This window comes from Salinivibrio sp. AR647, assembly GCF_001995415.1.
Lineage (GTDB): Bacteria > Pseudomonadota > Gammaproteobacteria > Enterobacterales > Vibrionaceae > Salinivibrio > Salinivibrio costicola.
This window is the reverse complement of the sequence record NZ_MUFE01000015.1, coordinates 1-14,564: the sequence shown is the minus strand read 5'-3', so window position 1 is coordinate 14,564 and position 14,564 is coordinate 1. Positions and strand designations below refer to the sequence as shown.

The window sequence follows — 14,564 nt, the reverse complement described above, 5'->3', positions numbered from 1 at the left end:
TTGGCTCCAGTTTACTTTATCGCCCATCCGGACTCCAAGCGCGCAACCCAGTTTATTCTCATTCTTGCGTGGTGGTGCCTGGGTCCGTCTGCATGACATTGACCGACTCTCCCGGTCCAGGTTCCGTGGCCACACTGGCCAGCGCCGGACTTATATCGCGTTTAACCTCGACACCTAGGGCTTTAAAACTCTCCGCTTGGCGCAAGATATTGCCGCGCCCTTGGCTAAGTTTGTTCATCGCTCCTTGATAACTGTCACTGGCTTTACCTAGCGCGCTGCCCAGCCCTTCCATATCGCTAACAAAAAGTCGCACCTTGTCATAAAGCTTGCTAGCCTTCTCGGCGATTTGTTTGGCGTTTTGATTTTGATATTCATAGCGCCATAAATTATTGATTGTTCTGAGAGCCACTAACAAGGTGGTCGGGCTCACCAGCATGATGTTGTTGTCCATGGCGTCCCGAATCAGACTGGCATCCGCCTCAACCGCGACCTGAAAAGCCGGCTCAACAGGAATAAACATCAGTACGTAATCCAGTGAGCGTACTCCATGGAGTTGATGATAATCTTTGCGACCCAAACCACGAATATGCTGACGAATTGCCTGGACATGCTCTTTAAGCGCGGCATCTTGTTCGGCCAGTGTCTCAGCGTTGTAATAGCGTTCATACGCGACCAAGGCCATTTTGGCATCAACGACGACATCTTTTTCTTGTGGTAACTTAACCACCACATCGGGCTGATAGCGCTTGCCCTGTTCATTTTCAAAGCTGACTTGGGTTTGGTACTCACGCCCCTCTCGCAAGCCAGACTCTTCTAAAATGCGCGCGAGGACCACTTCGCCCCAATTACCTTGTTGCTTATTATCGCCTTTTAGCGCCTGAGTCAGGTTATGGGCCTCACGGGTCATGTCCGCGTTTAATAGTTGTAGATTTTTGATTTCATGAATCAAGGTATGGCGCTCTTTGGCTTGCTCGCCAAAGCTGTCGGTCACCTGCTTCTTAAATCCTTCCAACTGCGATTTAAGCGGTCCAAGCAGGCTTTCTAAGCTCATTTTATTTTGCTCATCGACCGAGTGGACTTTTTGCTCAAATACTTGATTGGCAAGTTGCTCAAACTGGGTGCGTAATCGCTCCTCCGCGTTTTCTAGCAGTGCGTGTTTTTCCTTCGCCGCGTTTAACTGCTGCTCGGCGCTGGCTTTAACTTCTCGCAACTCTGCCAACAGTTCAGACTTTTCCTCACGTACGGAGTCTAATTTGTCGCTTAAGTCGTGATTATGCTGACGCAGTTGCTCCTGTTGCCTGAGTTTCTCGCTCGCAGAGGTTAACTTGCCATAATACTGGCGTAATTCCTGGGTTAGGCGGTCTCGCTCGACATCCAAACTATCTAACTCGTGTTGCTGTTGTTCGAGTTGCTGCTGCAATTGTTGGTGTTGCATGTCAGCACTGGCTTGTTGCTGCGCATATTGCGTTTCATACCATTGCTGGTATTGCGCAATAACACGTCGGTGTAGGCCATAACCGAGTCCAAGGGCACTGACGGCGCCAAAACAAAACGTGAGAATAGGTAAAGCGGAAAATGACAAGCCATCAAGCATAAAGCGTTCTCTATTGTGCGGTCATTGGTATCAGCAAAGGCTAATGGGATACTGGATAGATGTCCAGTCTATCTCAGTCAGTTACAATGGCGTAGACTGCCTGGAACGACAGGCATATTGGCAAGGAGGCAACATGCATAACGAACGGAAGGCACTGATCTTTGCCTTGTCTGCTGTACTGCTATGGTCAACGGTTGCAACCGCATTCAAAATCACCCTAAGCTATATGACCCCCATTCAAATGCTGGCCGCCGCCAGTGTTGTATCGGTGGCGATTTTAACCGTGATTGCTGCTGTGCAAGGAAAGCTTCACGCGCTGTGGCCGACCTTTCGGCGTCAACCCGGTTACTATTGCGTGTTGGGGATGATTAATCCATTCATTTACTACTTGGTGCTTTTTAAAGCTTACGATCTGTTACCCGCTTCATTAGCCCAGCCTTTAAATTACAGCTGGGCTATCACTCTGACATTAATGGCGGCATTGTTTTTAGGCCAAACGATTCGTCGTCAAGACTGGATTGCGGCGGCGTTGGGCTATTTTGGCGTGGTTGTGATCGCTACCAAAGGCCAGCTTTTATCGCTCCAGTTCGATAGCCCGCTTGGCATTGGTTTGGCGTTACTCTCAACGTTATTGTGGGCAGGTTTTTGGGTCCTTAATACTAAAAATCGCGCTGATCCTGTGCTCGGCATTTTGCTCTGTTTTATTCTGTCACTGCCTGTATCTTTGCTATTAGCTGGATTAACAAGTACTTGGGAAGGGATCCCTTGGCAAGGATGGCTGGCAGTCGGTTATGTCGGGCTATTCGAAATGGGAATAACCTTTATGCTGTGGCTGAGCGCGATGAAATATACCCAGAACACCTCTCGGATCAGTAATCTGATTTTTATTTCGCCTTTTATCTCTTTGGTGTTACTGGCCACCATTATTGGCGAGACAATTCATATCAGTACCTTGGTTGGGCTAAGTTTTATTGTAGTGGGGTTACTGATCCAACAGCGTACCCCAAAAAAGCGCAAACAACCTGCCGCAAGCGCGTAACCTTTATTGCTTAAGGGTTGCCAATGCCGCTCACAATGCACGGCGCCCGTTGCACGGCGCCCGTTACACGGCGTCAATCGGCATTAACCCATCTTACGCTGGATCATATACTGGTATAGCTCGTCAGCCGACAAGCCATCTTGCTCCAAACCTTGGGTGATTTCCTCGATACGCTCAGCACGACGATCTTCAATCACGTGATTAAATTGATAAACCAGCTCGCGTAAATATTTGAGCGGCACTTGATGGGCGGCGCTACGGACACGCTCTTCACTTTGGCTGCCTAGCTCTACCAATAATTTACCAAACATGATTTTTTCCGGCGATTCCTCAAGTTGTTCAAGGACGCGCGCCATTTCGATTGTCGATAATGACATAGTGTATAACTGACCTTTGGATATAAAACGAAAAGGAATGAGCGTTAATTCGATTTGCTTAGTAAATATACTCTGAACCACGCACGTTTAGCAAAATAAAAAAACGCTGGCCGAGGCCAGCGCAAAAGGATGATGGGTTGTCGAGACCCCTGCGTTTTGCACGTCTTATTATTGTTTGCCAACTGAGACGTTGTTTTATTGATTATTTAGCTTTTTACCATTTTGGCATGCCATTGCTTACCTTTCGGTGACCATAAAATAATCAGACCCGGCACTAATAACCACATATGCACCGTCATCAAATCACTGGCCGATAAGCCTAGACGCTGGGTTAAGCTCACGAGTAGCCCAGCCCCGCTCATTTGGAATAACCCGAGCAATGCCGCGGCCGTGCCCGCGCGGTCCGAAAACGGCGCTAATGCTGCTCCAGCTGACGCGCCTAACACCCAAGCAAAGCCGAATGAAGAGGTAAAGACCGGCAACATAAAGGCCCAAGGTTCAGCGATGGGGCTAAGCGCCAGCATCAACCCGCCCGATCCCACCAGCATCATAAGGCCAATATTTAATGCCCGGCGGCTACCAAACTTTTGCATATAACGTGGCCCTAACATTGCCGCGGCAATATTTAACGCCGCATTGGCGCCAAACCAAAAGGTGAAACTGTTCATGGAGATACCGTATCTGTCCATCAACAGCACAGGTGCGGAGGTGACATAAGCGAGGATCACCGCCATCGCCAACATGCAAAGGGTTATGTGATAAGTAAATGTAGGTACACGCAGCACCTGCCAATAACGGCGTAAGCTGAATAGGCGGCCAGAGGTATCAGTATGCGATGGTCGGGTTTCGGGCAAAAAGACGATAACCAGCACCAACCCTAATACCGCATAACCGAGCATAAAGGTGAAGTTAGCACGCCAGTCAAACACCTGGGTTAACCAACTACCAAGTAGAGGCGCTAGAGCCGGCACAAAACAAATCGCACCATTTAAGTAGCTAATCATATGGCCACTACGTTCGGCACCAAAACGATCGCGGACGGCGGCAAAGGCACACACGGAGGTTGCACACGCGCCAAACCCTTGCAGCAAACGCGCCACCAGCATCATATCCATCGAGGTGGCGAGCCACGCCATCAAAGAGCTAAGGCCATAAAGCGAAATACCAATAATAGCCACAGGCTTACGGCCAAAGCGATCGGCCAACGGCCCCGCAAACAGCTGACCAAGACCTAAGCTAAACATAAACCAGGTCACAGTGTCTTGAGCCAAAGTGGGACTCACATTAAAGTCACCCGCCATATGCGATAGTGCCGGTAGGTAAATATCAATCGCCATGGGGCTAAATAGCACCAGTAACACCATTAAGGCGACCAGTAAGCGATTTGATGTCGGTGAATCAGTGTGCGTCATTGGTTACTCCTCTATACAGGCACGCAGTATAGTGGCTTCAGGATATGAACCATAATGGTTTATAGTAAAAGCAGTTATTCCCAAGGAGAATACCAAAGATGGATTTGGACCAACTGCAACGTACCGACCTCAATTTATTGGTGTGTTTGCATGTACTTTTAGAAGAGTGCAATGTCACGGGCACAGCCAAACGCCTGCATTTAAGTCAATCGGCGGTGAGTAAAAATCTGGCCCGGCTAAGATCGCAATTTAACGATCCGCTTTTTACTCGAGCCGCCCACGGCTTAAAACCCACGGTTCGTGCACAAACCTTGCAACCTAAATTACGCACTTTGCTCAATGATATCGCGGCGATGACCGAACCTGACCATTTTCAGCCACACTTGAGTGATCGCTGTTTTCGCTTTGCGCTTGTAGAAAGCGCCTACCCATTACTACTCCCCCAATTTATTGGCGATATGTTAGAGGCCGCCCCATCGATCACCCTCAATACCGCCGCTTGGGATCAAACCACTTTTGATGGTCTCGCCCGTGGCAATATCGACTTTGGTATTACCGGCAAAGATTTAAATCCCGCCGATGCCATGCTGACCATGATGCCGCCCAAGGGTGTGCGCTACCAAGAGCTTTGCCAAGATCACCAGTGTGTCTTGATGCGCGCCGATCACCCCGCACTCAAGGGCCCATGGGATGAAGCGCGTTACCTTGGACTGCGACATGTACAGGTGAAATGTGATGGAAATGATCGCTGGTTGTTGGACTATAAACTGGCAGAGCGTAATATTGAGCGTGACATTGCCATGTACGTGCCTGATTTTAACAGTGCGGCGAGCCTGTGTACCTATACCGACCTGGTGTTTACCTCACCAAGCCAGTTTGCGCATTATATTGCCGCGTCGCTCAATTTGGTGGTACGGCCGTTACCGACGCCAATACCGCCGATGGCGTACACCTTGTTTTGGCATCAAAATCAAGAAAATGACCCGGGGCACCAATGGCTGAAAGCCTTGATTATTTCACGCTGTCAGCAATTTAGCCCGGCAAAATTGCAGCCTATCGCCCATCGCGCTAGGGTCTAATCCACTGGTTTTTTACGCGTGGCCGAACATGGCAAGTTCACCCCATACAAAGAAGGAAGAATAATGGACGCGACCCTTACCAAGCGTGTTGAGCAGCTAAGACACTGGCTAGATCAACATGATTATGACGCCCTACTCATCCCCCACGAAGACGAATATCTCGGTGAGTATGTGCCCGAGCACAACGAACGCCTCCATTGGGCAACCGGCTTTACCGGCTCCGCAGGGGCGGCGGTGATCACCCGCGACAAGGCAGCGATTTTTGTTGATGGCCGCTATGTGGTTCAAGTCCGTAAGCAAGTCCCCGCCGGCCTGTTTGACTACTGCCACCTGATTGATGAGCCACCGGTGCAATGGGCCCAGCAACAATTGCCCAAGGGTGCCAAGCTGGCTATCGACGCTCGCATGCATAGCGTCGCTTGGTACAAACGCACCCAACGCGCGCTGGATGGGGCTTTGGCTTTGGTGAGTGTTGAGCAAAACCCGATTGAAAGCTTATGGGACGATCGCCCCGCCCCGCTTAATAGCCCTGCCATTTTACTGGGTGAAGAGAAAACCGGCCGCGCCAGCTTAGATAAGCGTCAAACCATTGGCCAGCAGTTAGCCGATCAGAACCTTGATGCCGCGGTACTCACTCAACCCGATGCCGTCTGTTGGCTGCTCAATATCCGTGGTCGCGATATCCCACGTTTGCCCGTGGTACTGACCCAAGCGATTATCAAGCAATCCGGTGACGTCACCGTGTTTATCGACCCTGACCGTCTCCCCGACGGCTTTGATGCACACGTGGGCCAAGGAGTGAGCGTCGCGCACCCTGATAGCCTGGTTGATGCCCTGCAAGCGCTGAGTGGTCAACGTGTATTGGTCGACCCAAACGGTGCCAATGCGTGGACACTGGACACGCTCCAACAAGCGCAAGTCACCGTGGTGGAAGCGCAAGACCCATGTGCGCTTGAAAAGGCGGCCAAGAACCCGCAAGAAATCGCCGGTATGCAAGCCTGCCACGTGCGCGATGGTGTTGCCGTGACTCGCTTTTTGGCGTGGTTTGACCGTCAAGTCGACGCCGGTGAACGCCCTGATGAAGCTGTGCTCGCAGACACCCTGTATCAATTCCGCCAACAAGACGATCAACTGGTCGACTTAAGCTTTGATACCATTTCCGCCGCCGGTGGCAATGCGGCCATGTGTCACTATAACCACAACAATCAGCCCAAACCGAGCGTGATTGAGAGCAACAACGTCTACTTGGTGGACTCAGGCGGCCAATACTATGACGGCACCACCGACATTACCCGTACCGTGCCGGTGGGCGAATGCAGCGCTGAGATCAAAAAGGCCTTCACGCTGGTGCTTAAAGGGCATATTGCGCTGGCCACTGCGCTGTTCCCGAAAGGCACCTCAGGCAGCCAGCTTGATGCCTTAGCACGCCAGTATTTGTGGCAACACGGCTATGATTTTGACCATGGCACCGGTCACGGTGTCGGGCATTTCTTGGACGTGCACGAAGGTCCGCAGCGCATTTCCAAAGCGCCCAATAGCGTCGCGCTATTGCCGGGCATGGTGGTGTCAAACGAGCCGGGCTACTATCGCGCCGACGCGTTTGGGATCCGGATTGAAAACCTCGAGTTGATTGAAGAAAAGCCCACCGAGGGTGACATGACGATGCTCGGATTTGCCTCACTCACGCGTGCACCGATCGATCGTCGATTGGTCGATGTGAGCTTACTCAGCGAGGCGGAAATCCAGTGGTGGAATCGCTATCATCAAACCGTGTGGGATGAAGTTAGCCCATCTTTAGATGATCAAGACCAAGCTTGGTTAAAACAAGCGACCGCGCCGCTAAGCCGTTAAGTCGCGTCTTCACTAAGTATAAAAAAACAAAAAGCGTCCGATTGGACGCTTTTTTTTATTCCCCTTTCAGGGCTTTCTCAACCGCTTTGGGCGAAAAGCCGCGCAAAGTAGTATCGCCAATGCAAATCACTGGGACACCCCGCGAGCCTGTTGCTGCCAGCAGCTTCTTGCCTTTGGGCGTGGCCGTATCGACAACACGATAACGCAGCCCTTTTTTATCTAAGTAAGCTTTGGCCGCCTCACAGTGAGGACAGCGCGGGCCCACATATACAGTAATACGTTTCATGCCCGCATTGTCGCTAACCCGCTGCCGTTTGTGAAGCCATTTGCACCTGACGCGCGACATCGTAGATGTTATCCCAATCTTTCCATACCACTTCGAAGCCGAGCGCACGGACGCTGGCGGCCACCTCTGCCGCGCTACGTTCATCACTGATGGCAAACTGCTCTAATTGTGGCTCAGGGTTGGCATAACCGCCCGGTTGAGTTTTTGACGCCGCGGATAAGCTCGTGACACCAAGCGGTAACACATTGTCGCGAAAGTGGGGTGACTCCCGTGTCGATAGCGACAGCTCCACCTGCGGATTCCACAACCGATAGGCACAAATCAGCTGGACCAGCTGCTTATCCGTCATCACCGATTTCGGCTGTAACGCCCCCGCGCAAGGGCGTAAGCGCGGAAAAGATAGCGAATAGCGGCTTTGCCAGTATTGCTTTTCCAAATAATCCAGATGCTGGGCGGTAAAAAAGCTGTCGGTGCGCCAGTCCTCAAGGCCAATCAAGGCGCCGAGACCGATCTTATCGACCCCTGCTTGTGCCAACCTATCTGGGGTTTGCAGCCGGTAGTGAAAGTCGGTTTTATTCCCGCGCTTGTGGTGTTCCCCATAGGTTGGAGCGTGGTAGGTTTCTTGGTACACCATCACCGCATCCACACCTTGTGCCACCAAGGCGCGATACGCGTCGGTATCCAGCGGCTGCACCTCCATCGCCACATGATGAAAGTATTGCTTCACCACCGGTAAGGCGCGGAGAAAATACTCGAGCCCTACCTTGGTTTCATGCTCACCGGTCACCAAGAGCACACTGTCAAAGCCCATTTTTTTGATCGCTTCACACTCGGCGGCGATCTCAGCTTCATCCAGCGTGCGCCGTTTGATTCGGTTTTCCATCGAAAAACCGCAATAGGTACACACGTTGGCGCACAAATTGGAGAGATACAGCGGAATATAAAACCCCATGGTGTAGCCAAAACGCTGCCGCGTCAGCGCCGCAGATTGCTGAGCCATGGCCTCAAGATACCCTTCAGCGGCTGGGCTGATCAGGGCAGCGAAATCGTCCAAATTGCGCGAGGATTTAGCCAGCGCCCGCTCGACATCTTGGCGCGTTTTACTGTAAATCGAAAGGCGATGATGATCCCAATCGAGTGCCGCCCACCGCTCAGAAAAGCTCATCACGCCTCCTTAGCGTCAAGAAACGTAGTTAAGGGGCTAGAAGCGTGGGCGTGATTGTGTGTGCCCGCCAGCCCAGCGCGATACGCGCAGCGTCCTGCTTCAACCGCTTGTTTAAACGCTGCGCCCATGGCAATCGGATCGCCAGCCGTGGCAATGGCGGTGTTGACCAAAACTGCATCGGCACCGCGCTCCATCGCTAACGCCGCATCTGACGGTGCACCAATGCCGGCATCAATGATCACCGGCACGCGAGCTTGCTCAATAATGATGTCGAGAAACGCCATTGAGGCCAGTCCTTGGTTGGAGCCAATTGGTGAGCCAAGGGGCATCACCGCCGCGCACCCCACCTCTTCCAAACGCTTACACAGCACAGGATCGGCATGACAATATGGCAGCACCACAAACCCCTCATCTACAAGCGTTTTCGCCGCTTGAAGGGTTTCAATCGGATCAGGCATCAGATACTTAGGGTCGGGGTGAATTTCCAGCTTTACCCAAGGCGTTCCTAATGCTTCTCGAGCAAGACGCGCGGCAAACACCGCTTCTTGCGCATTTTTCGCCCCCGAGGTATTGGGCAGCAGGCGCACACCTAGTTCACGCAGCGGGGTTAAAATATCGTCTTGTGTGGCATGCACATCGACTCGCCTTAGCGCCATGGTGACCAGCTCAGTACCACTGGCCGCCAGTGATTCGGCCATGACCTTGCGACTGGCAAACTTGCCGGTGCCGGTTAACAGCCGAGATGAAAACGTCGTATCCGCAATGGTTAACATAATTATCCTCCGGCAATCGCTTGAAAGACCGCCAAGCTATCGCCAGCGGCAAGTGACGTGGATGACCAAGCATCGCGCGCAATAATGGTCTGATTTAGCGCGACCGCGACTGATTCAGCCGGCACCTTCATCTCCTCAATCAATTGCGCGACGGTCGTGGCATTGACCTCTGTAGGCGTGTCATTAATGGTTAACTGCATCGCTTACCTCCCGCTTTGGCTGACAAACCGCACAGTGCGGATGCACAGGCAGCGAAAAGTGCTGCCATGTCATGGTTTGTCCATCCAGTCGTGACAAGCGATTGGTACCGACCGCCTGCCCTAATAATAATTTTATCCCTTCAAGCGCTTGCGCAGTGGCCATCATGCCGACCACAGGTCCCATTACCCCAGCTTCAGCGCAGCGTGTGGGTTCAGAGGGCGTCACGTCTGCAAAGGCGCACGCATAACATGCACTATGCGGTTGATAAACCAATAACTGGCCTTGCCAGCCAATCGCGGCCGCGCTCACCAACGGCGTGCCAGTCTCTACACAGACTTGGTTGACCGCATGACGAGTGGCGAGATTATCACTGCAATCAAGCACCACATCCGCCATCGCCACTTCGAGCGCCAGGCGCTCATCCTCGAGATAGGCATTGATGGCCCGGCACTGGCAATGTGGGTTCAGCGCGCCCAAGTTAGCGGCTAGCGCTGCGGCTTTATCGGTGCCGATTTGCTCATCCCGATACGCCACCTGACGCGCCAAATTGGATAGCTCAATGTGGTCCGAGTCAGCAATCGCTAACTGTCCCACGCCAGCGCCTGCAAGATAGAGACCCGCGGTGGTTCCAAGCCCACCGGCACCGACCATCAACACGTGCGCCTTTTTAAGTGCCTGCTGCCCGCACTCTCCAACCTCTGGCAGCATGATTTGCCGGCTATAACGCAGGTATTCACTGTCCGATAGCATCACGCCCTCCTTGTTGTCTTGATGGATTAAGACAGCGGTCAAATGCCTCAATGCGCGCCGCTAAATCAGGCGCTTGCGTCACGGCACGGACCACCGCAATGGCGTCCACGCCAGTGCGCCAAACGTCAGGGGCTCGGTCGAGATCAATACCGCCAATCGCCACCGTCGGAAAACGGCCATCAACAGTCGCCACCTGCTGTGCTAACGCAGAAATGCCTTGCGGCGGCTCGGCGAGCTGTTTGGTGGTGGTGGGAAAAATATGGCCGATGGCAAGATAACTGGGCGTGAGTTCAACCGCTGCAGCGAGCTGCTCGGGACTGCGCGTCGAGACGCCAAGGCGCACGCCTTGCCGCGCAAGCCGGTCAAGATCCGCCTCTTGTAAGTCTTGCTGCCCCAGATGAACGCCATAGGCGCCAGCCTCAAGCGCGAGCTGCCAGTGATCGTTGATAAACACCTGCGCATGGTGCGCGCGGCCCAATGCCACCGCGCGCTGTATCCAATCTAGCAATTGTGGATGCGCTGGCTGCTTCACACGCAGTTGCACGGTTTTCACCCCCAAGCAAAGCAAGCGTTCGAGCAAATCCACATCGTCCACTACCGGATATAATGGGCCTATACCTTCAGACATAGATGCAAACGGGGTCAGGCTCATGACTCCACCTTATCGCTGTCCACTACCTCAGCGCCTTGTGGTGACGAATGATGGGATTTTTGCAGGTAGAGCTCACTGACTTTTTCTCGGAATTCTTGCGATTTTTGCTGCATGCCTGCTAACGGGTCTTCCAGCATAGCGACATCAATCGCTTGACCCGCGGCGGCATAGCCGTTTTCTTTGGCGTAGTCCCGGACTTCCTGGCTGATTTTCATGGAGCAGAACTTCGGTCCACACATCGAGCAAAAATGTGCGACCTTGCCCGACTCTTGAGGCAGTGTTTCATCGTGATAGGCGCGTGCCGTGAACGGATCAAGGGATAGATTGAACTGGTCTTCCCAGCGGAATTCAAAGCGCGCTTTAGAAATGGCGTTATCACGCACCTGCGCCCCCGGGTGTCCTTTAGCTAAGTCCGCAGCATGCGCGCAAAGCTTGTAGGTGATAAGCCCAATTTTAACATCCTCCTTATTGGGCAGACCCAGATGTTCTTTGGGCGTGACATAACAGAGCATCGCACACCCAAACCAGCCAATCATCGCCGCACCAATGCCGGAGGTAATATGATCGTAACCGGGAGCAATGTCGGTGGTTAGCGGGCCGAGAGTATAGAAAGGCGCTTCATGGCAATGGGTGAGCTGCTCGTCCATGTTCTCTTTGATCATATGCATGGGCACGTGGCCAGGGCCTTCAATCATCACCTGCACATCGTATTCCCATGCCACCTTGGTGAGCTCGCCCAGGGTACGTAGCTCACTGAATTGCGCTTCGTCGTTCGCGTCTGCCACTGAGCCGGGACGCAGCCCATCGCCCAACGACAAAGACACGTCGTAAGCGGCACAGATTTCGCAGATTTCGCGAAAATGGGTATACAGGAAACTTTCTTGATGATGCGCCAAGCACCATTTGGCGATAATCGATCCACCGCGCGAGACAATCCCAGTCACGCGATTGGCGGTCATGGGCACATAGTGCAAACGCACCCCAGCGTGAATGGTAAAGTAGTCGACCCCTTGCTCGGCTTGCTCTATCAAGGTATCGCGCATGACTTCCCAGGTCAGGTCTTCGGCAATGCCGTTCACTTTCTCAAGCGCCTGATACATAGGCACAGTGCCAATCGGGACTGGGCTATTACGTAAAATCCACTCGCGGGTTTCGTGAATATTGCGGCCCGTCGATAAATCCATCACCGTATCCGCACCCCAACGAGTCGACCATACCAATTTTTCAGTTTCTTCCTCTATTGAGGAGCTCACCGCTGAGTTACCAATATTGGCATTCACTTTCACCAGGAAGTTACGCCCGATGATCATCGGCTCCGCTTCTGGGTGATTAATGTTAGCCGGAATAATCGCCCGCCCTTCGGCGAGCTCTTGGCGCACAAATTCAGGAGTAATGTTTGAGGGTAAATGCGCGCCAAAGCTTTCCCCGGGATGCTGGCGGTTTAGTTGCTCTTCACGATACTGCTGGCGACCCATATTTTCCCGGATCGCGATAAATTCCATCTCTGGGGTAATGATACCTTGGCGTGCGTAATGCAGTTGAGTCACACACTGATTAGGTTTCGCGCGGCGGATAGATGGTAAGGCACTAAAGCGAAGTTCATCCAAGGTTTCATCACTGAGGCGGGTTTGGGCATAGTCTGAGCTCACCGCATCAAGAAACTGAGTATCGGCACGTTCATCGATCCAGGCTTTTCGCACTGGCGCTAAGCCTTGGTAAATATCGATAGTACTCTGTGGGTCGGTATAAGGCCCTGATGTGTCATAAACCCGAATGGATTCATTGGCCTCGTACTGCGGATTGTCTTTACTCCCGCCCACAAAGGTGGGGGAAAGATGGATCTCGCGCATCCCGACGCGAATGTCAGGTCGCGAGCCCTCGACATAGACTTTTTCCGAGTTGGGGTAGGTTTGCGCAGAAAGGGAATCGATAAAGGATTTGGCCTCAAGGCGGGCCTGTTTACGGGTCGACATAGCATTACTCCGGTGTTCATTATGGGAATTAATGCTTGCCGGAAAACGCTGAATTTGAGATGTGAGCAAAATGGCAGACGGGTTGCGTCTGTGATCTGAAGCATCTCTTGTTCCCTTCGCTGGTCTTAACCAGATCAGGTTCAACGGATCCCACTTTATGTGGTCTCAGCCAATTGGCACTCCGACAAGTTCAACGCCAGTATAAGAAATCACCGCCGCAACAACAAGCAACGTAATGGCATGTTTTTACCTACCCAGTAATGCGTCCTAGCAACCAAGCCCCCATCGCGGCCGCTCCTAAGCATAACGCAAGGTTGAGACCCACGTTTAACAAGGCTTTCACCGTCTCACCATGTTGAAAAAGAAGCAAGGTATCCACTGAAAAGGTCGAGAAGGTGGTGAACGCGCCCAAAAAGCCAATCGCAATCAGTTGACGCCAAGGGACCGGGGCAATTAGCTCTTGGCTCATCGCCGCTAAAAAGACGCCCATTGCTAATGAGCCCAGCACATTAACCATTAGGGTGCCGTAAGGGAATCCTCGACCAAACACTGCGACGCTCCACTCTGAAACTAAAAAACGCGAGGACGCCCCTAATGCGCCACCAAGCCCTACCCACAATATGCTTACCACTGGGTGCTCCTTTCGATTGGTAAAAACTCATCATACCGCGACATGTGAACAAGAAACAGGAGGAAGAAAAAGGGAAGAAAGGCGTGGTACTACTACAGACAGTAGATACAAAAAAAGCACCGACGATGTCGATGCTTTAATATTTGGCAGGGGTAGAGGGATTCGATCGGACTGGCGGCCCAGCCCCCAACACGATTTTTTGTGGTTTGCATGTTCACATACAAAAAAAGCACCGACGATGTCGATGCTTTAATATTTGGCAGGGGTAGAGGGATTCGAACCCCCAACACGCGGATTTGGAATCCGCTGCTCTGCCAGTTGGAGCTATACCCCTGTAGATAGTTGCCTATTGTAGCGATCTCGCGACAAATTACCACCATCAATTACTAGTCAAACGTTTAATCGCTTATTTATAAAGCGATCTGTCTGGTCGCCCAATAACAAAAACCCTACTAAATTTAGCAGGGTTTCTAAGTAGTGGCGGAGTGGACGGGAGTCAACGCGCACTGCAAGTGCCGCGACCAAGACGTCAGGCTCAGGGGAGCTTAAACGCAAAAAACCCCAGCTTTTCAGCTAGGGTTTCTAAGTAGTGGCGGAGTGGACGGGACTCGAACCCGCGACCCCCGGCGTGACAGGCCGGTATTCTAACCAACTGAACTACCACTCCGCACCAATTCTGTCTCATCAAAGTCTTACACTTAATTGCTTTGATGCTTAAATTTTTGCTAACTAAAGCCTAATACTAAGCGCTAATTAGATAATGAGAGCCTGGCGATGTCCT

Annotated in this window: 14 protein-coding genes, 2 tRNA genes and 1 riboswitch; of the genes, 3 read left to right on the top strand and 13 right to left on the bottom strand. The window is 52.3% G+C overall.

Translation table 11 applies throughout. The annotated features are described in order from the left end of the window. Window positions 1–58: 58 nt before the first annotated feature. The gene (gene rmuC / locus BZG76_RS14320; protein WP_077461853.1) at window positions 59–1,594 is read right to left on the bottom strand and encodes a DNA recombination protein RmuC; all 1,536 of its coding nucleotides are present in this window, start codon (window positions 1,592–1,594) and stop codon (window positions 59–61) included. A gap of 133 nt (window positions 1,595–1,727) precedes the next feature. On the opposite strand from rmuC, the gene BZG76_RS14315 reads away from it, so the two are divergent. Beyond that, complete coding sequence (locus BZG76_RS14315; RefSeq protein WP_077461852.1) at window positions 1,728–2,633, top strand: DMT family transporter; 906 nt, start codon at window positions 1,728–1,730, stop codon at window positions 2,631–2,633. Window positions 2,634–2,716: 83 nt separating this feature from the next. On the opposite strand, the gene tsrA is transcribed toward BZG76_RS14315, so the two are convergent. Together tsrA and BZG76_RS14305 are read right to left on the bottom strand one after the other, a co-directional pair. Next, entirely contained in the window at window positions 2,717–3,010 is a 294-nt protein-coding gene (gene tsrA, locus BZG76_RS14310) for an H-NS-like global regulator TsrA (protein ID WP_021022191.1), read from the bottom strand. A gap of 206 nt (window positions 3,011–3,216) precedes the next feature. Continuing rightward, on the bottom strand, window positions 3,217–4,422 hold the full coding sequence (locus BZG76_RS14305) for a multidrug effflux MFS transporter (RefSeq protein ID WP_077461851.1): 1,206 nt from the start codon (window positions 4,420–4,422) through the stop codon (window positions 3,217–3,219). A 98-nt stretch (window positions 4,423–4,520) separates the two neighbouring features. Here BZG76_RS14305 and BZG76_RS14300 point away from each other — a divergent pair, with 98 nt between their 5' ends. Both BZG76_RS14300 and BZG76_RS14295 read left to right on the top strand, forming a co-directional pair. Beyond that, window positions 4,521–5,501, top strand: coding sequence for a LysR family transcriptional regulator (locus BZG76_RS14300; protein ID WP_077461850.1), 981 nt, complete (start codon window positions 4,521–4,523; stop codon window positions 5,499–5,501). Between the two features lie 63 nt (window positions 5,502–5,564). After that, window positions 5,565–7,352: an aminopeptidase P family protein gene (locus BZG76_RS14295; RefSeq protein ID WP_077461849.1), complete on the top strand. Its 1,788-nt coding sequence runs from the start codon at window positions 5,565–5,567 to the stop codon at window positions 7,350–7,352. A gap of 55 nt (window positions 7,353–7,407) precedes the next feature. Here the strand turns inward: BZG76_RS14295 and BZG76_RS14290 are convergent, their stop codons facing one another. The 10 genes from BZG76_RS14290 to BZG76_RS14245 form a co-directional block, all read right to left on the bottom strand. Then, entirely contained in the window at window positions 7,408–7,638 is a 231-nt protein-coding gene (locus BZG76_RS14290; protein ID WP_069361819.1) for a glutaredoxin family protein, read from the bottom strand. Between the two features lie 13 nt (window positions 7,639–7,651). Next, window positions 7,652–8,803 carry a 2-iminoacetate synthase ThiH gene (gene thiH / locus BZG76_RS14285; RefSeq protein ID WP_077461848.1) on the bottom strand — a complete coding sequence of 384 codons (1,152 nt, stop codon included), beginning with the start codon at window positions 8,801–8,803 and terminating at the stop codon, window positions 7,652–7,654. Further along, on the bottom strand, window positions 8,803–9,576 hold the full coding sequence (locus BZG76_RS14280; protein ID WP_077461847.1) for a thiazole synthase: 774 nt from the start codon (window positions 9,574–9,576) through the stop codon (window positions 8,803–8,805). Before BZG76_RS14280 ends, thiH begins: the two co-directional genes overlap by 1 nt. A gap of 2 nt (window positions 9,577–9,578) precedes the next feature. Further along, window positions 9,579–9,776 carry a sulfur carrier protein ThiS gene (gene thiS / locus BZG76_RS14275; RefSeq protein ID WP_077461846.1) on the bottom strand — a complete coding sequence of 66 codons (198 nt, stop codon included), beginning with the start codon at window positions 9,774–9,776 and terminating at the stop codon, window positions 9,579–9,581. Continuing rightward, on the bottom strand, window positions 9,760–10,527 hold the full coding sequence (locus BZG76_RS14270) for a HesA/MoeB/ThiF family protein (protein WP_077461845.1): 768 nt from the start codon (window positions 10,525–10,527) through the stop codon (window positions 9,760–9,762). The genes thiS and BZG76_RS14270 overlap by 17 nt, the downstream gene beginning before the upstream one ends. Next, entirely contained in the window at window positions 10,511–11,179 is a 669-nt protein-coding gene (gene thiE, locus BZG76_RS14265; RefSeq protein ID WP_077461844.1) for a thiamine phosphate synthase, read from the bottom strand. Before thiE ends, BZG76_RS14270 begins: the two co-directional genes overlap by 17 nt. Continuing rightward, a complete protein-coding gene (gene thiC, locus BZG76_RS14260; protein ID WP_077461843.1) occupies window positions 11,176–13,152 on the bottom strand; it encodes a phosphomethylpyrimidine synthase ThiC in 1,977 nt (658 codons plus the stop codon). Before thiC ends, thiE begins: the two co-directional genes overlap by 4 nt. Window positions 13,153–13,246: 94 nt before the next feature. Next, window positions 13,247–13,346: riboswitch (TPP riboswitch) on the bottom strand. 56 nt (window positions 13,347–13,402) lie between these two features. Continuing rightward, window positions 13,403–13,783: a fluoride efflux transporter CrcB gene (gene crcB, locus BZG76_RS14255; RefSeq protein ID WP_069586806.1), complete on the bottom strand. Its 381-nt coding sequence runs from the start codon at window positions 13,781–13,783 to the stop codon at window positions 13,403–13,405. Between the two features lie 257 nt (window positions 13,784–14,040). Then, window positions 14,041–14,117: transfer RNA gene (locus tag BZG76_RS14250), tRNA-Trp, on the bottom strand. Window positions 14,118–14,373: 256 nt separating this feature from the next. Then, window positions 14,374–14,450: transfer RNA gene (locus tag BZG76_RS14245), tRNA-Asp, on the bottom strand. Window positions 14,451–14,564 lie beyond the last annotated feature (114 nt).